This is a genomic window from Salinicoccus sp. Bachu38, assembly GCF_038561955.2.
Taxonomy (GTDB): Bacteria; Bacillota; Bacilli; order Staphylococcales; family Salinicoccaceae; genus Salinicoccus; species Salinicoccus bachuensis.
On record NZ_CP138333.2, the window covers coordinates 2,253,369 to 2,275,792 of the forward strand.

23 protein-coding genes, 1 pseudogene and 1 riboswitch are annotated in these 22,424 nt (G+C 51.8%); of the genes and pseudogenes, 4 read left to right on the forward strand and 20 right to left on the reverse strand.

Features of this window, described 5'->3' with window-relative positions; translation table 11 throughout:
• The 3 genes from RQP18_RS11450 to RQP18_RS11460 are packed head-to-tail and all read right to left on the reverse strand — an operon-like array spanning position 1 to position 2,759.
• The gene (locus RQP18_RS11450; RefSeq protein WP_342387813.1) at positions 1-972 is read right to left on the reverse strand and encodes a FecCD family ABC transporter permease; all 972 of its coding nucleotides are present in this window, start codon (positions 970-972) and stop codon (positions 1-3) included.
• Complete coding sequence (locus RQP18_RS11455) at positions 962-1,777, reverse strand: ABC transporter ATP-binding protein (RefSeq protein WP_342387814.1); 816 nt, start codon at positions 1,775-1,777, stop codon at positions 962-964. Before RQP18_RS11455 ends, RQP18_RS11450 begins: the two co-directional genes overlap by 11 nt.
• A 19-nt stretch (positions 1,778-1,796) precedes the next feature.
• Positions 1,797-2,759, reverse strand: a complete 963-nt coding sequence (locus RQP18_RS11460) for an ABC transporter substrate-binding protein (protein WP_342387815.1) — start codon at positions 2,757-2,759, stop codon at positions 1,797-1,799.
• Positions 2,760-2,867: 108 nt separating this feature from the next.
• Here RQP18_RS11460 and RQP18_RS11465 point away from each other — a divergent pair, with 108 nt between their 5' ends.
• Positions 2,868-3,887: an NAD(P)/FAD-dependent oxidoreductase gene (locus RQP18_RS11465; RefSeq protein ID WP_342387816.1), complete on the forward strand. Its 1,020-nt coding sequence runs from the start codon at positions 2,868-2,870 to the stop codon at positions 3,885-3,887.
• 110 nt (positions 3,888-3,997) lie between these two features.
• On the opposite strand, the pseudogene RQP18_RS11470 reads toward RQP18_RS11465, so the two are convergent.
• Together RQP18_RS11470 and RQP18_RS11475 are read right to left on the reverse strand one after the other, a co-directional pair.
• Positions 3,998-4,267, reverse strand: a pseudogene (locus RQP18_RS11470) (NAD-dependent epimerase/dehydratase family protein); the annotation flags it as partial.
• 20 nt (positions 4,268-4,287) lie between these two features.
• Positions 4,288-4,563: a hypothetical protein gene (locus RQP18_RS11475; protein WP_342387817.1), complete on the reverse strand. Its 276-nt coding sequence runs from the start codon at positions 4,561-4,563 to the stop codon at positions 4,288-4,290.
• A gap of 243 nt (positions 4,564-4,806) precedes the next feature.
• Here RQP18_RS11475 and RQP18_RS11480 point away from each other — a divergent pair, with 243 nt between their 5' ends.
• A complete protein-coding gene (locus RQP18_RS11480; RefSeq protein ID WP_342387818.1) occupies positions 4,807-5,682 on the forward strand; it encodes a LysR family transcriptional regulator in 876 nt (291 codons plus the stop codon).
• A gap of 4 nt (positions 5,683-5,686) precedes the next feature.
• On the opposite strand, the gene RQP18_RS11485 is transcribed toward RQP18_RS11480, so the two are convergent.
• From RQP18_RS11485 to RQP18_RS11545, 13 genes are all read right to left on the reverse strand, one after another.
• Positions 5,687-6,568 (reverse strand): type II secretion system F family protein, encoded by an 882-nt coding sequence (locus RQP18_RS11485; protein WP_373446067.1) that lies wholly within the window; start codon positions 6,566-6,568, stop codon positions 5,687-5,689.
• Between the two features lie 41 nt (positions 6,569-6,609).
• Positions 6,610-7,533, reverse strand: coding sequence for a type II secretion system F family protein (locus RQP18_RS11490; RefSeq protein ID WP_342387820.1), 924 nt, complete (start codon positions 7,531-7,533; stop codon positions 6,610-6,612).
• Between the two features lie 4 nt (positions 7,534-7,537).
• Complete coding sequence (locus RQP18_RS11495) at positions 7,538-8,953, reverse strand: CpaF family protein (RefSeq protein ID WP_342387821.1); 1,416 nt, start codon at positions 8,951-8,953, stop codon at positions 7,538-7,540.
• Complete coding sequence (locus RQP18_RS11500) at positions 8,950-9,699, reverse strand: AAA family ATPase (protein WP_342387822.1); 750 nt, start codon at positions 9,697-9,699, stop codon at positions 8,950-8,952. Before RQP18_RS11500 ends, RQP18_RS11495 begins: the two co-directional genes overlap by 4 nt.
• Before the next feature lie 21 nt (positions 9,700-9,720).
• Positions 9,721-10,716: a Flp pilus assembly protein CpaB gene (gene cpaB, locus RQP18_RS11505; protein ID WP_342387823.1), complete on the reverse strand. Its 996-nt coding sequence runs from the start codon at positions 10,714-10,716 to the stop codon at positions 9,721-9,723.
• 10 nt (positions 10,717-10,726) lie between these two features.
• Positions 10,727-11,641 (reverse strand): Tad domain-containing protein, encoded by a 915-nt coding sequence (locus RQP18_RS11510; RefSeq protein ID WP_342387824.1) that lies wholly within the window; start codon positions 11,639-11,641, stop codon positions 10,727-10,729.
• Between the two features lie 4 nt (positions 11,642-11,645).
• Entirely contained in the window at positions 11,646-12,020 is a 375-nt protein-coding gene (locus RQP18_RS11515; protein ID WP_342387825.1) for a TadE/TadG family type IV pilus assembly protein, read from the reverse strand.
• Positions 12,017-12,457, reverse strand: coding sequence for an A24 family peptidase (locus tag RQP18_RS11520; RefSeq protein ID WP_342387826.1), 441 nt, complete (start codon positions 12,455-12,457; stop codon positions 12,017-12,019). The genes RQP18_RS11515 and RQP18_RS11520 overlap by 4 nt, the downstream gene beginning before the upstream one ends.
• Positions 12,458-12,542: 85 nt before the next feature.
• Positions 12,543-12,734, reverse strand: coding sequence for a Flp family type IVb pilin (locus RQP18_RS11525; RefSeq protein ID WP_342387827.1), 192 nt, complete (start codon positions 12,732-12,734; stop codon positions 12,543-12,545).
• Between the two features lie 37 nt (positions 12,735-12,771).
• Entirely contained in the window at positions 12,772-13,125 is a 354-nt protein-coding gene (locus tag RQP18_RS11530) for a DUF192 domain-containing protein (RefSeq protein WP_342387828.1), read from the reverse strand.
• 229 nt (positions 13,126-13,354) lie between these two features.
• Entirely contained in the window at positions 13,355-13,597 is a 243-nt protein-coding gene (locus RQP18_RS11535; RefSeq protein ID WP_342387829.1) for a hypothetical protein, read from the reverse strand.
• Positions 13,598-13,802: 205 nt separating this feature from the next.
• On the reverse strand, positions 13,803-15,890 hold the full coding sequence (locus RQP18_RS11540) for a helix-turn-helix transcriptional regulator (RefSeq protein ID WP_342387830.1): 2,088 nt from the start codon (positions 15,888-15,890) through the stop codon (positions 13,803-13,805).
• Positions 15,891-16,006: 116 nt separating this feature from the next.
• A complete protein-coding gene (locus tag RQP18_RS11545) occupies positions 16,007-16,525 on the reverse strand; it encodes a thioredoxin domain-containing protein (protein WP_342387831.1) in 519 nt (172 codons plus the stop codon).
• A 167-nt stretch (positions 16,526-16,692) separates the two neighbouring features.
• Positions 16,693-16,792, forward strand: a riboswitch (SAM riboswitch).
• Positions 16,793-16,876: 84 nt separating this feature from the next.
• Here RQP18_RS11545 and RQP18_RS11550 point away from each other — a divergent pair.
• Positions 16,877-18,169 carry a Na+/H+ antiporter NhaC family protein gene (locus RQP18_RS11550; protein WP_342387832.1) on the forward strand — a complete coding sequence of 431 codons (1,293 nt, stop codon included), beginning with the start codon at positions 16,877-16,879 and terminating at the stop codon, positions 18,167-18,169.
• A 154-nt stretch (positions 18,170-18,323) separates the two neighbouring features.
• On the opposite strand, the gene RQP18_RS11555 is transcribed toward RQP18_RS11550, so the two are convergent.
• Both RQP18_RS11555 and RQP18_RS11560 read right to left on the reverse strand, forming a co-directional pair.
• On the reverse strand, positions 18,324-19,496 hold the full coding sequence (locus tag RQP18_RS11555; protein ID WP_342387833.1) for a M20 metallopeptidase family protein: 1,173 nt from the start codon (positions 19,494-19,496) through the stop codon (positions 18,324-18,326).
• A gap of 19 nt (positions 19,497-19,515) precedes the next feature.
• The gene (locus RQP18_RS11560; RefSeq protein ID WP_342387834.1) at positions 19,516-21,045 is read right to left on the reverse strand and encodes an AbgT family transporter; all 1,530 of its coding nucleotides are present in this window, start codon (positions 21,043-21,045) and stop codon (positions 19,516-19,518) included.
• A gap of 161 nt (positions 21,046-21,206) precedes the next feature.
• Between RQP18_RS11560 and RQP18_RS11565 the strand changes: the two genes are divergently transcribed.
• The gene (locus RQP18_RS11565) at positions 21,207-22,316 is read left to right on the forward strand and encodes a M20 metallopeptidase family protein (RefSeq protein ID WP_342387835.1); all 1,110 of its coding nucleotides are present in this window, start codon (positions 21,207-21,209) and stop codon (positions 22,314-22,316) included.
• Positions 22,317-22,424 lie beyond the last annotated feature (108 nt).

Here is a 22,424-nt window from a genome sequence, read left to right on the forward strand (position 1 = left end):
TTATGCATATTTCCGCCCCCGCTTCTTGATGATATAGATGAAGAAAGGCAGACCGATTACCGCAATGATGGCATTGACGGGGGTTTCATTGAACACTCTGGCGAACATGTCGGACAGGGCGAATATCATTGCCCCCATCATTCCGGTATAGACGATGGTGAACCGGTGCATGTTGCCGAACAGCATCTTGACGATATGGGGCACGAGCAGCCCCAGGAATACGACGTTCCCCACCATGGCGACTGCCATGCTGGCAAGCATGATGGCAAGGACCAGCGTCACCCTGCGGTACAGTGCCTGGTTCTGACCGAGGGATACCGCCATCTCGTCCCCGAACAGGAGCACATCAAGCTCCTTCGACAGGAACAGCAGCACCGTGACGAGCACCAGTGCAATCGGAAAGACCAGAATGATGTTCGACATCGACTGCCCTGCTGCACCGCCGGCGGTGAAGAATGCGACGTACTGCCCCAGGCCGAAGGTGATCACCAGAAAATCCGTCACTGCATAAAGAAGCAGACTGATGCCGGCCCCGGCGAGGATCAGATGCATGGGGGAACGGTAGCGTGTCATTGAAAGGATCACCAGGCCGACCAGCATGCCGCCGGCGAAACCGACGCCCATCACCCCGATGAACGGCAGCGTGGGCAGGAGGAGTGCACCGACTATGATTGCGAGGTTGGCACCGGCATTGATGCCGAGGATGCTCGGCTCACTCAGGTCATTATGCGTGACAGACTGGAGTACAAGCCCCGATATGCTGATCATGAACCCCGCCAGAAGGGCACCCAGTACGCGGGGCATCCGGATTTCATACAGGATCTGGTGCGCCTGGTCCGTCATATCCAGATTGAAGATGACATCGAGGACCTGCTGGAAAGTGTATGTATTCGTCCCGAACATCATTGCCGCCACAAAAGACAAAAGAATGCCCATCACAACGATGGGCAAAGGATACCATTTACGATCCATGCTGGACCTCTTTGACTGTCTGGCAGAACAGATCGTAATCTGCAAGGATCGGTTTGCCTGTCAGCGGATCAATGGTGATTTTTCCGTTGATGTTGAACACATTGTTCAGAATGTCGTTTGTCAGGACATCGGTGGGATGGCCGCTTTCTATGATTTCACCCTGATCCATGATGATGAGGTGGTCGGAATATTTTATTGCGTGGTTGATGTCATGGAGTACCATGACGACCGTCTGCTTCGTCTGTTCATTCAGCCGTTTGACGATATTGAGCGTTTCGAGCTGGTGATGGATGTCGAGGTACGTCGTCGGTTCATCGAGCAGCAGTATGTCCGCCCCCTGGGCGAGGAGCAGGCTGATCCATACACGCTGCGCCTGGCCGCCTGAAAGCTCGCTCATCATGCGTTCGCTGAACTCGATGGCACCCGTCTCCTTGAGTGCCCAGTCGATGATCTTATAGTCGTCCGGCTTCAGGCTCTGGAACCGTTTCAGGTGTGGATACCGGCTGAAGCCTACCAGGTCGCGCACTTTGACATCATACTGGAGCCGGTTCCTCTGCGAGAGTATGCCGACCTTTTTGGCGACCTCCTTCGATTTCATCTGGCGGATGTCCATATCATTGATATAGACGCCGCCCTCCTTGGCGGAGATGATTCTCGAAATCGTCTTCAGCATCGTCGATTTACCGCAGCCGTTGGGTCCGATGATGGTCGTCACCTTGCCCTCCACCAGCTTCATATTGATCTGATTGAGGATTGTACGCTCATTCAATTCGACTTTTATATCTTTCAGCATTACACTCGTCATCCATGACACCTGCCTGTTTTTATTTCGTCAATGCCTCTACAATTATATCTTTCTGGTATTCCAATGAATATGGGTCGTTGTAGTAGAATGTCGGAGAATCGAATTCGATGACATTGCCGTTCTGTACGGCTTCGAGGCCATTCCATACTTCCGTGTCCTTATAGGCGTTGTCCGCACCGGAATCGCCCGTGCCTACGAACATGTAGTCGCCCGCATATTTCTCTATCTCCTCAGCGGAAATCTTCTTCCAGCCGGTTTCGACGACTTCCTCCTGGACGGCTTCAGGCACTTTTACATCCAGTCCCTGATAGATGATTTCAGTACCGCGGCCCCAGTTTGTACCATATACATATATATCTTTGGCGAACTGCTCTATGACACTTGCAGTTGTATCTTCACCGATGGCCTCCTGGACCACTTCACGGTCCTCTTCAAGTTCGGCCTGCCAGCTTTCGATCCACTCTTCGGCCTTGTCTTCATTGCCTGTGATCTCGCCGAGTTCCCTGTGGATATCAAGATAGTTCCACTTTGCATAGTCGATTGGAATTGTAGGAGCTACCGCTTCCAGTTTATCTAAATTTTCGTCAGAATTAAAGGTAATAATCAAATCCGGATCAAGATTCATAACTTGTTCAATATTTCCTTCTTCTATCAGCTCGATGTCTTCGGTGTATGGTTCAAGCACTTCGCTTTCCGTCACCCGCGCATGTGCCCCGACGACATTGGCATCCATATGCATCAGGTTCCCGAAATAGCTCATCCCGAGGATGACGATGCGCTGTGGATTTTCAGGAATCTCTATCTCCTCGCCTGCGTCCGTCGTGTAGGAGACCATGTCTCCTGATGCGTCATCAGCCGAATCCCCGCCTGTCTCTCCTGCTGCTGATTCGTCCGTCGCTTCTTCTGATGATTCCTCTGAATTGCCACATGCTGCAAGAACCAGTACCATAAGTAATGCAAATAACCCGATGAATTTTTTCATTTTGCTACCCCGCTATGATTTATTTGGATTCCCGAGATTGATAATCATTCTCATTGACTATATAATAAACGAGAATAGGGAAAATATCAACAGAAATGAGGAATGGCCATGAATATTTCGGATACGCTCATCATCGGCGGCGGACCAGCCGGCCTCTATGCCAGCTTCTACGCAGGACTTCGCGGCATGAGTGTCCAGATCATCGAACATCACTCGGAACTCGGGGGAAAACTCAATATATATCCCGAAAAAATAATTTGGGACATCGGCGGCATCCCCCCTCAGCCTGCCGAGGACATCAAGCAGCAGATGATCACCCAGGCGAGGACGTTCCACCCCGAAATCCATGTATCGACCACCTGTGAATCGGTCATCCGCCATGAGGATCATTTCGAAACCGTCACGGACCGGGGATCCTTCTACAGCAGGACGCTGATCATCGCCTCAGGACGCGGGATCTTCACCCCCGTCAGACTGGAAGTGGAGGGCGCCGAGACATACGAACTGACCAACCTGCACTATACGGTCAAAAGGCTGAACCGCTTCAAGGATCGGAATGTACTCATTTCCGGTGCCGGCAATACGGCGGTCGACTGGGCGGATGCCCTCTCCGAGGTCGCCGCCTCCGTCACGATGGTGTACAGGAGCGAAGAAATGAAGGGCCACGAAGCAATGATCGCAGCCCTTCACGGGAAAGATAATATTCAGATGTGTGCACAGTGCGAAATCGATACACTGTACCCGAACGCTGCAGGGGATGCCATCGCCTCGGTCCGCCTCACCAACGGCCTGTCGCTCGATGTCGATGACGTCCTCGTCAGCCACGGCTATGAGTCAAACTGTGAATTCCTCAATGCGCTCGACGGTGATTTCGAATACAACGAACATCAGATGATCGAAACGCACGATGTCGCCGACACGCCGGTGCCCGGCATATATGCCTGTGGCGACCAGATCATCTATGACGGCAAAGTCCGCCTGATCGCCGGATGCTTCACTGAAGCGGCCCAGGCCGCCAACCATGCAAAGACATTCCTCCAGTCGGATGCACCGGAGGAAGGCATGGTCTCTTCACACAATGACATCTTCAAGGAAAAGAACAGGGCCCTGATCAGAAAGATGCACTGAATGGCAGCGGAAGCTGCCTTTTTTATCGGATCATCCATCAGCACACCTGTAATCAGGGTGATGCTCCCATTGTCGTTGACGTAGTCCCGGCCCAGCAGGACCAGATTGACCTGCCCGAGCAGCTTGCTGTCTACGGTCACCTGGTTCTGCTCCGGCGTCATCTCTGCAACGGACTCGAACGCCGCCCCGCCGGCTGCACAGATGAGTGCGTCGATATTCCCCACTTCTTCGAACAAGGTCCGGATGCTGTCGGGTGATGTGATATCCACCTCATGGTCTGCTCCCGACCGGCTTGCGGTGATGATCTCCACGTCATCCTTCAGTTCCTCAACGACAGCCTTCCCAATTGTGCCACTTGCTCCAATAACCAATGCTTTCACTAGATAGACCTCCCATATGTTCAACCATTTGCTGATAGATTCTCTGTCCCCGTCGGTGACTGCAATGATGATTCGAAATTTCCCGCCCTGCTGCCGATCGACATGCTGACTGCCTGGAAGGATGAAATTCCGGCTTTCGAAGTTTCCCCTTTGAATGTCAGCCTTATCATATCCTTGAAGTGTCTGAACTGGAAGAAGCGGGTGGCGAATGTAAGGACGCTTCCCGTTCCCAGAATGAAATATACCAATGCGTTGCTCCATATGTAGTCGTTAAGCCAGTCTACAATCCCTTGCATATAATCTCCCCTTTTATGGTTTATACATACACCTTTAAAGAAAGCGCTTACAAAACTGAAGGCTTCTGAATTTCTACTCTTGCTGAAATGCACCCAAGGTGTATGCTATCGGCGTATGCTGCTAAATATTTTAATTATTCCGATAATTATTTGACTTATTAACAGTATACTTGCACAATATATATTAGTGAAATGAAAAATAATCATGCTTGCCATTAATATTTCTCATGCAGGAGGAAGATCATGACCATTCAGAGATATGAAGTTTTCAACACAGTTGTAGCGCTCGAAAATATAACTAAAGCAGGCGCCTCACTCAATATGACCCAATCCGGCGTCAGCCACGCCATCAGAAGTCTCGAGGATGAATTCGGCGTGAAACTGCTCATCAGGAACAAATCTGGCATCCAGCTCACGCGGGAGGGGGAACGTGTCCATGCCTATACATTGAAGATCATCAACGCCCATTACAGCCTGCTCCAGGAAGTCCATAACATGATGGGACTCGAAACAGGCATCATCCGGGTCGGATCCTTCTCGAGCGTCACCGCCCAGTGGATGCCTGAAGTGCTCAAATATTTCTCCGAAGTCTATCCCGGCATCTCGATCCAAATATACGAGGACGACTATGAGAGCCTGGAACATGGGGTCGCAATCGGTGAACTCGACTGCTGCTTCACCACCGCTTCAACACATAAAAAAATAGAGTTCACCCCCTTTAAAAAGGATAAACTCTTCTGCATCGTCTCCAGACAGAACCCTCTTGCAGAAAAGGAGATCATGCCGCTGTCCGAGATCGAGAAGCACCCGCTCGTAAAGCCGAAGAAGGGATGGGACAATGAAGTCGCCGACTTCTTCAACCACTTCAACATCAAACCCGATGTGAAATACGAAGTGTCCGACGACCGCTCCATACTTGCCCTCATCCAGGCCGACATGGGCATCAACATCCGGCCCGAACTCGTGATGAGCGGGGCGCCGGATGATATCGTGCCCCTCGAACTTGAAGTCGACGCCTACCGCATCATCGGCATCGGCACAAGCAAATGGGTGTCCCCCGCCACCTCCCTGTTCGTATCGGTCGTCACGGACATGTTCCAGGAGGAGCTCTTCAAATAGATGGCTACATATCCTTCATGGCTTCCATAAACTGCATGACGGCCGGACTGAGCACGACGATAAAGAGTGCCGGGAAAATGAAGAACACCATCGGGAGCAGCATCTTTACCGGCGCCTTCATCGCCTTCTCCTCAGCCCGCTGCGTTCTCATCTGCCGAACTTCCTCGGTCTGGACGCGCAGCACCGTGACCATGCCGATGCCGAGCTTCTCCGCCTGGATGATGCTGAACACCAGACTCTTCAGCTCCTCGATCGGCACACGGCCGATCATGGCAGTAAGACCTTCCTTCCGCGTCCTGCCGAGCCGGACCTCTTCGAGCACGTATTTGAACTCGTCCGACAGCACCCCAGGCTTTTTCGCGACCACTTTGCTGAGCGCCGCATCGAAACCGAGTCCGGCTTCCAGGCTGATCGTCAAGAGATCCAGAAAATCAGGCAGTTCCCTCAATGCCTGCGCCTGCCGTTTCTTCGCCTTCATGTTCATGTTCAGCTTCGGCAGGGTGATGCCTGTTGCCACCCCTGTGAATATAATCAGAACGCCATGGACGAATGCGATATTCATAAAGAAGATTACCAGTATGGAGAGTGCAACAAGGGCGCCTGAGAGCATCCACTGCACCATCTTGAATTCAATCGGGCTGAGCTGCATACCCGCCTGTAGCAGCCGGACTTCCATCTTATCCACCTTGTCCTTGGCGAGCCTCTTCTGCGATTTCTTCTTGAGGTGCTTCCATCCCGGCTTGATCATCCGGTCCATGAAAGAAGCGCCTTCAATATCGATATTCACATCCGCTGGCGCATCCGCATCCGGAAAATAAAGTTCAACGCGTCCTGGCACCGTCCGGTTCCTATAGGCGGGAATGGCCAGCGCTGCGTATATCATCATCGTAATGGATAAAAAGAAACTGAATATAAGAAATACCATGATTACACCTCGATCATTGTCATTTTGCGGATGAATATGAAGCCGATGACTTCTGAAACGACCGCCCCGCCGAGTAATATGCGCCCGACTGGCTCAGTAAAGAGCAGGCTTATATAGTCTGGATTGATGACATAGAGCAGTATACCGACAACGACCGGAAGCAGTCCAATGATCAGTCCGGAGAGCCTGCCCTGGGCGGTCAGCGTGCGGACCTGGTTCTCTATCTTCGTCCGTTCACGGATCGTCTCCAGTATCTTATCAAGGAGATAGACGAGGTTTCCCCCGACCTGCCGCTGGATCATTATCGATTCGACCAGCATATCAAGCTCCGCACTCGGCATCCGCCGCTTCCAGTCAAGGAGTGCATCTTCAAGCCGCGTCCCGTACTGGAGCGTCTTCAGCACATACTGCACTTCCTCCTTGACGGGGGAATACGATTCCTCTTCGACCATCTGGAGTGCCTGAAGCAGACTGAAACCTGCCCTCAGCGAACCGCTGATTGAAGTAATCATCCCGGGAAGCGCCTCGTTGAACTGCTTGATGCGCTTCTTTTTCTTCTGTACGAGCAGAATCATCGGCATGAAGTATCCAAAAGCGGCGCCCATGATGGCCAGAACGAAGTTGTTCGAAACCATGTACAGTATGCCGCCGGCGATGACGAAGGCCATCATCCTGAAAGCGACGAATTCCTCGACCTTCATCAGTACACCGGCCGCTGTCAGCTCGCTTTCCAGCCTCTCACGTTTCTTGCTCCTCTTTCCCCTTTTTACAAGCAGATGCTTGAGGGCACTGTTGGCGTTCTTCAGACTCCCCTTCACGGAGAAGGGTTCCCGGGGTTGCGCATCTTCCGGATTCCTGACAGCGGAAATGGCCAGGAAAATAAGAAAGAGGGTAATGAAAATGCCTGCAATCAGAATGAGCTCCATCCGATCACTCCTTTTCCATGAACAGGGAAGCAGGCAGCTGGATGCCTTCCTGTTCCAGCTTTTCATAGAACTGCGGCCGGATGCCCGTCGGCACCAGCTTGCCGATGATCTTGCCGTCATCACCCACACCGCTCTGCTTGAATACGAATATATCCTGGAGTACGATGACGTCCCCCTCCATGCCCTGCACTTCTGTAATGCTGGTGATCCGTCTCGTCCCATCATTGAGCCGGGTCTGCTGGATGATTACGTCGAGGGCGCCGGCAACCTGCTCCCGAATGGCTTTGATCGGCAGGTCCATACCCGCCATCAGCACCATCGTTTCAAGCCGCGATACCATGTCACGCGCACTGTTCGAGTGGCCTGTGGCAAGCGAGCCATCGTGTCCGGTGTTCATCGCCTGGAGCATGTCGAGCGCCTCTCCGCTCCGCACCTCGCCGATGACGATGCGGTCGGGACGCATACGGAGCGAGTTCCGCACCAAATCCCTGATTGTCACTGCACCAGTGCCTTCAATGTTCGCCGGACGCGTCTCTAGTGACACGACGTGTTCCTGCCCAAGCTGCAGCTCGGCTGCATCTTCAATCGTCACGATGCGGTCCTTGTTGGAAATGAAGGAGGACAGGACGTTCAGTGTCGTCGTCTTACCGGAACCCGTACCGCCACTGACGAAAATGTTCAGCTTGCCTTCGACGCACGCCTGGATGAAGGCCGCCATCTCCTCGGTCAATGTACCGAAGCGGATCAGGTCATGGATGGTAAAGGGGTCTTTCGCAAACTTACGGATTGTGATCGTCGGCCCTCCGAGCGCAAGCGGCGGGATGATCGCATTGACACGCGAACCATCCTTGAGCCGGGCGTCGACCATCGGGCTGCTTTCATCCACCCGCCTGCCAAGCGGGGAGAGGATCTTCTCCAGCACCGCCATGACATGGTCATCATCCCTGAAAGTGACGTCGGTCAGGGACAGTTTTCCCTTGCGTTCTGCATAGACATGTTTCGGTCCATTGACCATCACCTCGGATACATCCTCATCCAGTAGCAGTGGATTGATGGGACCATATCCCGTCAGATCATTCTTCAGCTCGAGCTTCAGCTTTTCGATGTTGCCGATATTCTGGATATGGTTGTTCTCCTGGAGGATATCCTGTATGATGCCGTCCATATCCACGACGATGTCTTCAATATCCTCGTCCTTGCGCTCTTTCAGGATGAACTTCAGCGTCAGATTCTTCAGTTCCAAATATTCTGCATCCGGCTCTTCGGCCCGCTTCGGCATTGGCTTCTCCACTTTTTCCTTCCTGATTGGAGGCAGGTCGACTTCCGTCTCCTCCACAGGAACAGTACGCTTCGGGGCTTCCACTTGTTTGTCATTCGTGCCGTCATCATTTTTTGTCTGCAATCTGGCCAGTAGGCTCATGCTTCAGTCACCTGCTTTCTGTCACTCATTTCACGGAGATGATTGGTGATCTTCCTTATCTTTTTCGAAAAGCGGTGTTTCGGACTGCTCGACAGGAATGGAATGCCGCGGTCCAGCGAATAGGAGATTTCCTTCAATGCATAGGGCAGATAGAAGACGTTCTCCTGCGCCATATTCAGATGGTCCGGCACCTTCTTCGTTTCCATCAGCGTCGGCACGGTATTCTTGTTTACGATGAGGCGGGTCTTCTCCCCATGTCCGAGCGCATCGAGCGTCTCCACCATGAGACGCGTATTTTTCAATGCAGCCATGCCCGGTGTGGTGACGACCATGATGCGGTCTGCCAAGTCCATCAGCACCATGTTCTGTTCGGTCAATCCATGGTGCGTCTCCACGATGATCACCTCGGCCTGTGACTTCAAGTTCTCAATCGCAACGGAGAGGTCTTCCGCATCGACGAGGTCTGCAAACTCCGGACGCGGCGGTGCCGGAAGCAGCCGGACACCCGACGCGTGCATCGTACAGAAAGCATGAATGTTCGCAAAATCATCCCGTTCCACTGCTTCCTTGATGCTGATGCCCGGGGTCAAATCAAGCGCCAGTGCCATATCACCAAATTGCAGGTCACCATCCACGAGCACCGTACGCTTCCCCTGCTCCTGGAATGCCATTCCGAGATTCGTAGCGACGACCGTCTTGCCGGCGCCCCCCACTGCACTTGTTACCAATATGATTTCAGCGGTCATGACCACCACACCTTTCCTTCATCATTCATTCTCCATCTTGATGATACGGCTGCTGATCCAGCCCTGCTGGCCGGATTTCGTTTCCACATGCATCCAGATGCGGCCATCCGCATCCGTTTCTTCTTCATTCTTTGTGATGAGTGCGTCACCCGCATCCACCACGGTCAGTACATTCGCATCAAGGGACGGGCCGTTCCTCACATGGGCCCGTTCGGGAAGCACGATGATGTCCTGGTCATCTGCTGTTTCAGGCGCATTTTCAACTTCGGCTTCCGTTTCATCCTGGGACTCCGCTTCAGCTACCTCATCCGCCGACATTTCCGATGCTGCAGCCTTGCCTTCCTCAACTACATCATCTTCCGACTTCAGCCTGCTGCTCAAAATCAGCTGAAGGCTGCCCCGGCCACTTGCATCCACAATACCGACTGCATCCGCCTGCGTCATTTCCAGCGTTACAGCCATATATTCCGTAGCCGCTTCACCATCCGACTTCTCGGTCATGCGCTGGCCGACTGCCAGCACCTTTACCCCTTCAAAAAGGACTTCAGCAGGGGGGCCTGCCTCCTGTCCTTCTGCCAATGGCGTGAGGACGACATCCACCCGGTCTCCAGGCTCGACCATGTTGGAGACAGATTTCACGTAGTCCACACTGATTGAAACCGCCCGATGGTCCTCAGTCACTCTTTTGGAGATCATATCCGCCTGATCGGACTGTTCGATGCGCTGCGTGAGCAGCACTTCACCTGCAGCAAGGGAAGCCGCTGTATATTTTCCGACTGCCATATCTTTGTTTTTTATCGCAGACGGATGGACTTCCGACTCCCGCACTTCAATCATCTGAAGATTTTCCTCCGTAAGCTGCGTATTCTCTTCAATATCCGAAGCCGCCGCAACCACTTCGGTCATCGCAGGATCGTCTGTTTCGGCCGCACCACTCTGCTGCATGAATATATAAAAAACGCCTGTCGTCAACAGTCCCGACAGAATCGCCAGCATCAATATTTTTTTCGGTTTCATTGCATTCCACCTACCGTGTCAATTTAATCGTATATGCACCACGGTCCAGTGGTGCCTCTGCATCTGATTCTCCGGGACCTGCCCTCCTGATGAAGATGCCTTCAATAGAATCAGCATCGCCATCAGTCTGTTCTGTTAAATAGAAATAGGCAAACCCTGTAATTTCAACTCTTTTCACCTGATTTCCACCATCGTCCAGCGCTTTGTATACCGGAATCAGCATGATCCTTGCACAGTCCCTCTGCTGATAGTCACCATCCGGGTAGGGACAATTATCCATCCTGTGTGTGACTCCTGCTTCTGTTTTTCCCGCAATATTTCCCGTCTGGGTTTTGATGATCTCTCCGACTTTCAACTCTCCATCAAAACCGTGCATAAGTGCCTCGCTATATAACTTCCCTCCGGGACCTTCCAGAGCCAATATCCCGAAATTTCCTGTTTCAGAGTCTCCCGCACCCACTTTCAACTTGTGGGGTTCGGGATCCTCATAATTTATTTCCACCGATTCATCGAGGCCAAGTGGCACAACACCAACACCTGCCGTCATGGCATGCAGTCCGGCTTTAGCATCAGCACCGATCATTACACTGTCAATACCAAACAATGACGAAAAGAAGAGAGGGACCTCCCGTCCGACTCCAACATGGAGTTGGTTTTCACCTTCTATATTGGAGAATAGGAGACTGTCACTTTCCCCATGATGATTGAGTATTTCACCCACCACCTGGTTGACTTTCTCGCTCGAGTTGGGCAGTTCCTGGGCACCTGACAATGCTGCCGCGTTAGCAGTCTTCTGCATATGACTCTTTGTCATATAAAGATAACCGCCATCAACAACAAGTCCAAGCATACCAAGCGCAAGCATCAACCCGAGAGCCATGAGGAGGAAACTGTTTCCTTCCTCCTTTTTCAAAAGCTGTCTCATCCTATCACTCCACTCTTGTTGTCGAACTTGTCTTTACAGTAAAGGGAATCGCATAGTCTCCAAACGGATTTAAAATTTTTTCAGGGTAAGTGATCTCCACTGTGACATAAGTTCCCGAATCCTTTTCACCTGCAGGGGACACACTCACACTGAGTTCTGAGGCATCACCCACAATGAAATTGTCGATCGCATATGACTTTACCATCTCGTCCGACTCTCCGAGACCTGCCATGCGTGCCGCATCCTGGGTCACTAGCTCCAGTTGCAACTGTGAATGAATGATCCGCCCAAAATCGACGACCCCGATGAGCAGGAAGAGAATGAGAGGAACAAGAATTGCGAATTCTACAGTAGATTGGCCATTTTCCCGTCTCGTCATAAGAGTTCCACATCCATAAGCAACGCCAGGGCTGCACCACCGGCGATTGCCACACCATATGGCATGCCAATGCCAAAGGATTGCTTTAGTCCACCCCTTGTCATGATGACAAATACTGCAAGTAACCCTCCGATTAACGCCATGTAGATGAATGACTCCAATACAAAGCCGCTTCCTTTAAACGCACCAATCAGGCCAAGCAGTTTGACATCCCCGGCTCCTATGCCTCCAAGAATATAAGGGATGAGCAGTAGTGTGAAACCGACGACAAATCCAATCAGAGCGTCCCCAAATCCACTGAATCCACCGAATATGATATTCAACCCGAATGCAGCTAAGAGTGCTGGAAAAATCACCTTGTTGTATATTTTCCTTTTGCGAATGTCTGTGACAACACAGATTGCAAGTATAATAATAAGAAAGGCATTAATGAGCATATGTCCTCTTCCTTCCAATACGTATTTCTATAAAAAACAGACCCATTCGAAAAGTATGGGTCTGTAGATGCGTTAAGTTCTTTTATTATGGAGCGGTGATCTCAGTAGTTGTTCCACTCACTTGATCTCCAATTGCTTTCATCAGCGCTTCAATTTGTGGCCCGAATAATACGAAAGCACCAACAATTACAACAACGAGCAGCCCCAGAACAAGACCGTATTCCGTCATGCCCTGTCCTTCCTCTTCCATAAGCAAACCTTTGAAAAGTTCCATCATGTTTAATTCCCCCATATATATAATGATTAGCGTAAAGCTATATTGCCTGGTTTTTTTCAGCAAATGCCACAGTGTCACCAGTGGAGAGATCACTGAGTGTACCTGCGGGAAGTTCGATGACGGAGCGGGCTTTTTTGAACCTTCCGCCGATCTTCCCGGGTTCGAGATGTTTTTCAATACCGACGACTTCATTCTGTTCATTGATGTAGATGACATCGATGTCGAATTTCATGAAGAATGTATGGATTGAACTGCAAGGGTAAAGATGAAGGGCTGCGTCATGAGGCATGTCATGTCTGAACATCAGTCCTTTGAATCTGGACCAGAAGCTGTGTGCCTCGATGAGGTCTTGTGCAATGACTGTTCCCCTTGTGCTGTTGATCAGTTTCATCCGAGTTTTCCTCCCTGTGTGCCTGTGGCTTGCTGTGTGATTACAACCCAAATTATGCACCTGAATGCAATTTACATCTATCCCCCATCGTTCCCATTATTCGGATGGACTGCCAATGGGAGCATGCTCTTATGGCAGTAGGAGCTCCGTCCTATTGCATATATTGAAAAGGGCATAAAAAAATGGAGAATGATTGCTCATTCTCCATTTCTTCCCCTCACTTATACGATTATGGATCCATTTCAAATTCTGAAGTGGTTTCCGGTTCCTGATAGCGGTAGAGCGTCTTTCCTGCTTCCTGGAACTGCTCGATGATTCCCTGCTTCATCAACAGCTCCAGAACCGGTTCCAGATCCTCTTCCTCCCTGTCCAGGTTTTCCGAGAGATCTTCAAGTGAGTGGGCTGACTGCGGGTTGGATTGAAATAGCATGATGCATTCCATCTTCAAAGACGGAATCCTTCTAGTGTTCATCCCTTCCCCCTCCTCGCCTGATCCGGCACCCATGGGCCCGACCTGATGCCGATCACCTTTTTACAGCAAATATGAATTTTAGCTACTATCCAATCATACCCCTATTCCACAATCTGGTATATCCACTTCTGCTCTCATTTATCCCAGAATTTGTATAGGGGGCAGGGAAATGATGGATGGTACCACTCTCCTATACCCCATCCTGCTAATGTTTATGGAGATATCTGTAGACTTTTGAAATGGCACTTACCCTGTCCGAGACATCCAGCTTATGGAATATCTTTGTTATATGGTTTTTCACAGTGTGGGCACTGATATAAAGGATTTCAGCAATGTCCTGGTTGTTCTTGCCTTCTGCCAGAAGTGTGAGCACTTCCTGTTCCCTCGGGGAAAGGTGATCCATGCGTTTTACAGCTTCTGCGATTTCCTGTATATCATCCGCTTTGGAACTGCCGGCCAGGTCGAATTCCACTTCACTGACGTGTGTCGTCCTGACGAGCGACAGGAAAGTATCCAGTGCCTCTTCATCGATACGGGGGAGAGCTTCGGCATCTTCCAATCTGTCGTTTTTGGAATAGGCGATGCAAAGGGCATATATATATCCGGCAACATCCGTGCTGTCCGTACGTGGGATGTCGCGATGCTGGAGTATGGCATTACCGGTTTCCATTACTGAAGCTGTATCACTTTCAGGGAATATCCTGCGTATGAAGTCAGGTGAATAGTGGGAGAGCTGGCATGCTCTGACGACAGCACGGGCAGACGTTTCCGAAAATTCGAGGCGTGCTGTGATGACGGCGGCGAGTTCCGCCGCTTCCTTCGACCGGGCATATGCTGCTTCGTCCATTTCCTGTACGGCCAGGTGCAGTGCTTCCGACTTCTCTTCTTCAACGTGTGTTTCCCTATGGCCGGTGAGCTGGAGGGAGACGCCGCCGATGATGGAGAGGGTCTGGAGGAATGCAATGTGCTCCTGCAAGTCGAGTTCTGCTGCATTCCCGATGCCGACTGAAAGGACCCCCTGCACTTCATTGCCGTATGCCAGTGGGCATTCTATCGCCTGCTGTCCGTTCGGCAGGGTGACGACATAAGGTTCTCCATCTGTTTCATCAGGCAGCTGCGAGAGCTGTCGTGTCCGTTCCATCATCGATCTGACATACTGGCTGACTTCCCCGTCGTAGCTCCCCCGGGTGACGAGCTTCCCCTTTCCACTCTTATTGTCCCTGATGAGGATGAGTGAAAAGGGCCCTTCGACAAGGTTGATGCTGATGTCGAGCAGAATCAGTATCATACGCCTCGGATCCGGGGTGGAGGCCATCAGCCTGCATATCTCCACAAGTGAAGTCAGACGGGACAGCTGCTGTGAATTCTCTTCCCGCAGCCCTTCCACCAGCAGGCTCGATTCAGTGAGTATGGAGGTCATCTGCATGAGCGTCTTCGTTGAAGCACTTGCCCGCTTCTTCGAAAAGCTGCCTCCGAACAGCACAGCGACCGAACCATCGTGCATCCGTGCCGTGTCTGTAAACAGAAGCTGTGGCCGCTGCTCCAGGGAGGAGAATATCCTAGACCGCCTGTCCCGGCCGATGTCCTCCCAGTATCCCGGCGCTTCCGTCAGGGCAGTCCTTCCGAGGAATCCTTCCCCAACGATGAACTGCTTCCCTTTGAGTGTCCCGGCTTCCTTCCCGATGATGTTGGTTACAGTATAGACATCCTCCCCGGTCTGTTCGGCAATCCCCAGGAACTCGATTTCTCCACCATCTTCAGTCACTTGCGAAAAGAGTTCGGCACTCGCCGCCTCATGCTGCTGCACAGATTTTCTGAGCCTGTCGAGACTGAGGCTGGACAATGGCGTGACATCGGTCTGCTGCAGGCATAATGCAGTCACCTCAGCGATCCTGCCGGCAAGCTGGAGCCACTCGCTTCTATTGTCTTCGTCGAGGACGGGCACCGTCTCATATGCTTCGTCCTGCGTGTCGGCCTCTGTGTCCTGTTCCACCAGGACACCTGCCCACAGATAGTGGGACGTCCCCTCGCCATCCATGACAGGCGCTGCCATGATATGGATGCCCGAGGATATCTCATACATGAGCGGGCGGTTGATGCGCCCACCATGCTTGAGTATATTTTCCATTTCGTTCAATAGTCCTTCTTCCAGCATTGTACTGCACAGTCTGTTGTCGCCTTCGACCGAAGTGAGCACCTCCCCTTCCCTGTCGGTGAGGAAAAATGTCAATCCATACTGTGAAGCAAATGTCTGCTGGACCTTTTCCAACAATTCGATTGCTGAAGCCATCATTACCATCTCCAGTGCAGTTTATCTTGGGTTGTACCAGTATGGCGAAACGTACATAAGGGTTTACTTAAACCTTTACCCAGAGACACTAGAAACATGTAGAATAGATGGAAATGAATTCAAATTGTGTCAAGTGCTCTCACCAGTGCTTTCCCGATTTCTTCGGAAGGGCTCCTACTGTCGAACTCGAGTTTCTCACCATTGATGAAAACAGTCGGAACAACTGAAATTGAACGCTCCAGTGCCTCTTTCGTAATATCGAGGCTCAGGTTCATCGTACTCCGCTGCTCCTGACAGCCATACTCCTGCTCCATCATCTGTTCTATTTCGCCGCTGTCGAGATGCGCCCATTCACCCTGTGTAAGGAACAGGGACTTCATGATTTCATACGCTTCATTCGGCTGGTTGTAGTCTATGAAAAGGTTCGCTATCGTTCCGTGAAGCAGCCTCACCTTCGGTTTGTCATAGTGCTTCACGGTGTACTTCACTTCCCCCGCTTCGACACGTGGCATCACAGCTTCATGAGCCGCCAGGAAAAAGTTCACGCAGTACGGGCAGGCGGTATTCAGAAACACTTCAACGTGCTTTTTCGCCCCATCCCGGCCAAAGCTCAAAGGTGGTGCATATTCCATACTCATGGTCTTCCCCTCCAATATTTTACTTTTGTCATTCAAGTATAGAGTAACTCGCAATGGTTGTGAAGATTCATTCATGCTGTGCTCTGAATTATTTAAATAAAGCGCCTCCCCCTGTTGACAGTGCCGGGAAAAGGCGGTAAAGTTTGTCTTAAATTAAATTGAGATGATTCTTATCCAGAGAGGTGGAGGGACTGGCCCTTTGAAGCCTCGGCAACAGCCCAACCGGTCCTGTGCCAATTCCAGAAGCGCAATGCTTGAAGATAAGAAGAGATGTATTCCTGCCCTCTTCTTCTATGAAGTGGGCTTTTTTGTTTCTCATAATCATCATCAAACCATTGGAGGCTTTCCATCATGAAGGATAATACACGGGGCAATCCGCTTGCACTGCTCCCCCTGCTTGTTTTTGTTGCCCTATTCATCGGTACCGGCATCATCGCCCGGGACTTCCAGGCAATGCCGATCACAGTTGCGGTCATCATCGCCATCGTTGCAGCGATGTTCCTGAAACCGAAAGACCGGCTGAATGAAAAGATCGGCATCCTGACCCGAGGTGCCGGCCGGGAGAACATCATGCTGATGGTGCTCATCTTCCTGCTCGCCGGTGCATTCTCACAGGTTGCAGAAAACATGGGCGCTGTGGAATCCACAGTCAATCTCGGCCTGTCACTCCTGCCGAGCAGCCTGCTGCTGATCGGGCTGTTCATCATCTGCTGCTTCATCTCCATTTCAATGGGGACATCTACAGGCACGGTCGTGGCACTCGCCCCCATCGCCATCGGTATTGCCGGACAGACGGACCTGCCACTCGCACTGGCACTTGCCACGGTCATCGGCGGCGCCATGTTCGGGGACAATCTGTCGGTCATTTCCGATACGACGATCGTTTCCACCCAGTCCCAGGAAGTCAAAATGGCCGACAAGTTCAAGACGAATTTCTTCATTGTATTGCCGGGCGCAATCGCGACGGTCATCATACTCTGGTTCATTTCATCCGGACAGACCACAACACCTGCGACAGATCTCGACTACAGCCTGGTCAAGGTCCTGCCCTATCTCGCCGTCCTGGTGATCGCCCTGCTCGGTGTCAACGTACTGATTGTGCTGGCAGGGGGCATCGTATTTGCCGGTCTGGTCGGCGTCCTTGACGGCTCCTATACATTCACATCATTCGTCGCCGCTGCCGGGGAAGGCATCGGCAACATGCAGAACATCGCCATCATCGCCATCCTGATCGGCGGGCTCATTGCGCTGATCCAGCACTACGGGGGCATCGACTACCTGCTCCACTTCATCACCAGCAGAATCCGTTCCAGAAAGGGTGCGGAATTCGGAATCGCCGCACTCGTCAGTGCAACAGACCTGAGCACAGCCAACAATACAATTTCCATCATCATCACCGGGCCACTGGCCAGGGACATTGCCGACGAATATGGTGTCGACCGGAGGAAGTCGGCGAGTGTGCTCGACATCTTCGCCGCCGCCTTCCAGGGGCTCATCCCCTACGGCGGACAGATGCTTGCCGCGGCAGGACTGGCTGCCATTTCTCCAGTCGCGATGATTCCATACTCCATCTATCCCGCGATGCTGCTGATCTGCGGCATCATCGCGATACTCATCGGTTTCCCGAGGAAACTGAATGCGTGATGGGATGAATGAAGAACGCCGGGTGATTGGAGAGAGGCTCTGCTGTGAATCGACCATCGCAGGTCGAACGACGGCAAGTTGAGTAAAACAGCACCCCCATTCACCCAAAAAAACCTGATCCTCTGAGGATCAGGTTTTTTCTTTCACTTCAAAACTATTCAGGCTGTGTCATTTCAAGCGCAGTATGGACCATCATTTTCACGCCATCGATGAAGCTGTCTTCGTCGATGCCGAACTTCGGATGGTGGTGCGGATATTCCATATCCTTCTCCCTGTTCCCTGCGCCGATCCAGGCGTAGGTTGCCGGGATGATGCGGGAGAAGGCAGCGAAGTCCTCCCCGCCCATGGCGAGCGGATATTCAAATACTTTATCTCCAAATTCCTCTGTAGCCATCTTTCTGATCCTGTCTGTAACCGTGTCTTCATTCACTACCGCGGAATAGCCATAGTTGAATGAAAAGTCGTAGGTTGCACCATACATGGCACAGACGCCGTCGATCGCCTTTTCCATCCGTTCCCTGACCGTTTCACGTGTTTCGTCATTGATGGTGCGGATGCTGCCTTCGAGCACCGCACTGTCCGGGATGATGTTCTTCGCACTGCCGGAATGAAATTTCGTCGTCGAGATGACTGCGGAATCGAGTGGCGAGGTGATTCGTGAAATGATCGTCTGGAACTGGTTCAGAATCTGGCCGCCGATGACGATCGGGTCGATCGAGTTCTCGGGTTGGGAGGAATGGCCGCCCCGCCCCTGGATCTTCAGGTCGAAAGTATCGGAGTTTGATGTAATCGGTCCATTCGTGATGCCGATTTTCCCTGTCGGTATCGGTGTGAATAGATGCTGGCCATAGATGAAGTCGAGGTCATCGAAGAGTCCTGTTGCGACCATTTCCTGTGCACCGCCCGGCGGTTCCTCTTCAGCATGCTGGAAGATCAGGTAGACTTCCCCATGGAGGGATTCGATATTATGCAAGAGCACTTTGGCGGCCCCAAGCAGGATGGCAGCATGGCCGTCATGGCCGCATGCATGCATCGCGCCGTCATTCGTGGAGGCAAAGTCTATATCCCTACGCTCCTCCTGGATCTTCAGGGCATCGATGTCTGCACGGAGGCCGATTTTCCTGCCGGGATTCGCCCCTCTTATGATGCCGAGGACACTCGTTTCCGTCGGCTGGGAAATTTCAACACCCCCCATTTTTTCAAGTTCTGATTTTATATAGCCGCTTGTCCAATGTTCATGGAATGATATTTCCGGATGCTTGTGCATCGTGCGGCGCCATGTGACTACTTCTTCCATTACATTTTCAATCTGTTGTTGCAGATTCATTTTCCATTCTCCTCAATTATCAAGATTCAGGCAGGTAGATCGGCCCGTCGATACCAAGTGGTATGCCGAGCAGATACCATACGATGAGCAGTATCGTCCAAGCAAAGAACAGGACGATCGAATATGGCAGCAGGGCTGACAGCAGTGTGCCGAGTCCGGCATTCTTGTCATAGCGCTGTGCAAACGCGAGCAGGAGCGGCAGATATGGCAGCATTGGTGTAATCGGGTTCGTGAACGAATCCCCGATACGATAGAGCATCTGCGTGAATGCCGGGTCATAGCCGAGCAGCATGAACATCGGTACGAATACCGGTGCCAGGATGGCCCATTTTGCCGAAGCACTGCCGATCAGCAGGTTGATGAGCCCCGCCAGCAAAATGAACCCGATGATGAGCGGAATGCCAGATGCATTCACCGCCTCGAGGGCATTCGCCCCCTTGATGGCGATGATCGGGCCGAGGTTGCTCCAGCTGAAGTAGGCGAGCATCTGGGCAGCAAAGAATACAAGGACGATATAACTGCCCATTGTGCCCATGGCATCGCCAAGCATGCTGCCGAAGTCCCTCGTCGAGCGTATCGTGCCCGCCTTGAGCCCATAGACGAGGCCTGGGACGAAGAAAAATATCGTCAATATGAATATGATCGAATTCATGAACGGGGAGTCCTGTATGATGGAGCCCGTTTCTGCATTGCGGAAGATCGCATTCTCCGGAAGCAGCAATACCATGAAGACGATGAATGTCAGAAGTGCGGAAATGTTCGCCCATCTGAGGGCCACGACTTCTTCCCGTTTCAATGGTTCATGGTCGGCCTTCTCCATGCCTTCATATGTACCGAGGCGGGGCACTGTGATCTTCTTCGTCACGAAATAGACGATGATGAGCAGGAAGACAGTGGCCACTGCCGTAAAGTAGTAGTTCATCAGCAGGCTGCCTGTATAGTCGGGGTCGATCAGCTGGGCGGCGGGCTCTGTAAATGCAAGCGCCAGCGCTTCGGTCATTCCCGGGATGATGTTGGCCGCGAATGCACCGAGGGAGGCGGCATACGCCATGACCAGTCCGACGAATGGATGGTAGCCGAGCTTCATGACGACCATCGCCGCAATCGGTGGCAGGATGATCGGTGCAGCGTCACCGGCCACGTTGCCGATGATGCCGACCAGGATGATGGCCGGCAGGATGAGTTTCTGTGGTGATACTTCGATGGCACGTTTCATCGCCGTCTCGAAGTATCCTGATTTCTCGGCCATTCCGATACCGATCATGACGACCAATACCATGCCGAGGGGTGGAAATTCACTGAAGTTCGTTATTGCTTCTGTAAAGATGCGGACGATTCCCTCGCCGTTGAGCAGGTTCACCGCCTGGATTGTTTCACCGTCAGCGGGGTTTACCGCTTCCCACCTGAGCATGCCTCCAATGAATGAGGCGCCGAGAATCGTAAACATCAGTATGATGAAGAGTACGATCGGATCGGGAAGTTTATTTCCCACCCTTTCGACTACATCGAGGAAACGGTTGAAGATTCCCCTCTTCTGATTATTTTCCATAGTTACCTTCCCTTTTTAAAATTTTCAAACAATAAATAACATTATTACAAACAAGAAGGTAAAGCACAAGAATATTTTCAGAAGAATCATAAATTTACTTATGGCAGCCGGCATGCTAAAGTTTTCCTAAAGATCTACAAGTCCTGATAAGGAGTGGAGACATGGACATCAAAAATTTTGAACTTGCCAGAAATCTGCGGCATGAGCTGCACGCACATCCGGAACTTTCCAATGAAGAAGCCTGGACGAAGCAGCACCTTATGGATTTCATCACGGCACATACTTCCCTGGAAATCGTCGACCATGGCAGCTGGTTCTATGCTGCATACCGCAGCGGTACCGACGGCGTCAACATCGCCTTTCGGGCGGATATCGATGCCCTGCCGATGGCGGAGACCCTTGATATTCCATGGGCTTCTAAAGTTCCGGACAAGGCACACAAATGCGGCCATGATGGCCATGCAGCGACCCTTGCCGCCTTCGCACTTGAAGTCGACCAGATGGGCAGTGCCAACAGCATCTTCTTCCTCTTCCAACCTGCCGAAGAGACCGGTGACGGTGCAAAGCAGTGCCTCCCTCTGCTGAGGGACGAGAACATCGACAGGATATATGGCTGCCACAACATGAGCGGCATGCCATACCAGTCGATCAATATAAAAGACGGAAATCTCCAGTGCGCCTCCACAGGCATGGTCATCAGAATGACGGGAAAGCCCGCCCATGCAAGCACGCCGGAGGATGGCATCAATCCAGCCCACTCCATTGCCCACCTCATCAGTGAAATTCCAAGACTGACCGAAGGCAGCCGTGGCCTGCTGCTTGCCACAATCATCAATGTGGATGTCGGAGAGCGGGACTTCGGGATGGCGGCGTATGCAGGCGAATTGTCGCTGACCATCCGCGCCCTTCATGAAAAGGAGCTCGAGCAGCTGAAGGCGGATATCATCACCATTGCACACGATGAAGCAATGAACCGCGGACTGAAAGTCTCATTCGAATATTCGGATGCATTCCCCGAAACGGTGAATGACCCTGCCATGGCTGATGAAGTGCGCAGAGCTGCCATGGAGGCCGATCTGGAAGTGAATGAACTCCATGAAGCCATCCGCGGCTCTGAAGATTTCGGCCACTATGCAAAAGAAGTGCCGGCGGCGTACTTCTATATCGGCAACGGCATGGATCATCCGCCCATCCATACTTCCGAATATGATTTCATCGATGAAAATATAAAAACAGGGTGCACGATGTTTAAAAGGCTGGCAGATGTATAATATGAAGAAAGACGCCATGCGAATACTCGCATGGCGTCTGTTCTGTCTACCGGTCTTTCATATATCCCTTCCATATGAACAATCCAATGAAGGATAATGTACCGATGA

Excerpts from the sequence above, each read along its gene's own strand:
- RQP18_RS11450 (WP_342387813.1), bottom strand. The coding sequence starts at position 972 with ATGGATCGTAAATGGTATCCTTTGCCCATCGTTGTGATGGGCATTCTT.
- RQP18_RS11455 (WP_342387814.1), bottom strand. The coding sequence starts at position 1,777 with ATGACGAGTGTAATGCTGAAAGATATAAAAGTCGAATTGAATGAGCGT.
- RQP18_RS11460 (WP_342387815.1), bottom strand. The coding sequence starts at position 2,759 with ATGAAAAAATTCATCGGGTTATTTGCATTACTTATGGTACTGGTTCTT.
- RQP18_RS11465 (WP_342387816.1), top strand. The coding sequence starts at position 2,868 with ATGAATATTTCGGATACGCTCATCATCGGCGGCGGACCAGCCGGCCTC.
- RQP18_RS11475 (WP_342387817.1), bottom strand. The coding sequence starts at position 4,563 with ATGCAAGGGATTGTAGACTGGCTTAACGACTACATATGGAGCAACGCA.
- RQP18_RS11480 (WP_342387818.1), top strand. The coding sequence starts at position 4,807 with ATGACCATTCAGAGATATGAAGTTTTCAACACAGTTGTAGCGCTCGAA.
- RQP18_RS11485 (WP_373446067.1), bottom strand. The coding sequence starts at position 6,568 with ATGATGATATACGCAGCGCTGGCCATTCCCGCCTATAGGAACCGGACG.
- RQP18_RS11490 (WP_342387820.1), bottom strand. The coding sequence starts at position 7,533 with ATGGAGCTCATTCTGATTGCAGGCATTTTCATTACCCTCTTTCTTATT.
- RQP18_RS11495 (WP_342387821.1), bottom strand. The coding sequence starts at position 8,953 with ATGAGCCTACTGGCCAGATTGCAGACAAAAAATGATGACGGCACGAAT.
- RQP18_RS11500 (WP_342387822.1), bottom strand. The coding sequence starts at position 9,699 with ATGACCGCTGAAATCATATTGGTAACAAGTGCAGTGGGGGGCGCCGGC.
- cpaB (WP_342387823.1), bottom strand. The coding sequence starts at position 10,716 with ATGAAACCGAAAAAAATATTGATGCTGGCGATTCTGTCGGGACTGTTG.
- RQP18_RS11510 (WP_342387824.1), bottom strand. The coding sequence starts at position 11,641 with ATGAGACAGCTTTTGAAAAAGGAGGAAGGAAACAGTTTCCTCCTCATG.
- RQP18_RS11515 (WP_342387825.1), bottom strand. The coding sequence starts at position 12,020 with ATGACGAGACGGGAAAATGGCCAATCTACTGTAGAATTCGCAATTCTT.
- RQP18_RS11520 (WP_342387826.1), bottom strand. The coding sequence starts at position 12,457 with ATGCTCATTAATGCCTTTCTTATTATTATACTTGCAATCTGTGTTGTC.
- RQP18_RS11525 (WP_342387827.1), bottom strand. The coding sequence starts at position 12,734 with ATGATGGAACTTTTCAAAGGTTTGCTTATGGAAGAGGAAGGACAGGGC.
- RQP18_RS11530 (WP_342387828.1), bottom strand. The coding sequence starts at position 13,125 with ATGAAACTGATCAACAGCACAAGGGGAACAGTCATTGCACAAGACCTC.
- RQP18_RS11535 (WP_342387829.1), bottom strand. The coding sequence starts at position 13,597 with ATGAACACTAGAAGGATTCCGTCTTTGAAGATGGAATGCATCATGCTA.
- RQP18_RS11540 (WP_342387830.1), bottom strand. The coding sequence starts at position 15,890 with ATGATGGCTTCAGCAATCGAATTGTTGGAAAAGGTCCAGCAGACATTT.
- RQP18_RS11545 (WP_342387831.1), bottom strand. The coding sequence starts at position 16,525 with ATGAGTATGGAATATGCACCACCTTTGAGCTTTGGCCGGGATGGGGCG.
- RQP18_RS11550 (WP_342387832.1), top strand. The coding sequence starts at position 16,877 with ATGAAGGATAATACACGGGGCAATCCGCTTGCACTGCTCCCCCTGCTT.
- RQP18_RS11555 (WP_342387833.1), bottom strand. The coding sequence starts at position 19,496 with ATGAATCTGCAACAACAGATTGAAAATGTAATGGAAGAAGTAGTCACA.
- RQP18_RS11560 (WP_342387834.1), bottom strand. The coding sequence starts at position 21,045 with ATGGAAAATAATCAGAAGAGGGGAATCTTCAACCGTTTCCTCGATGTA.
- RQP18_RS11565 (WP_342387835.1), top strand. The coding sequence starts at position 21,207 with ATGGACATCAAAAATTTTGAACTTGCCAGAAATCTGCGGCATGAGCTG.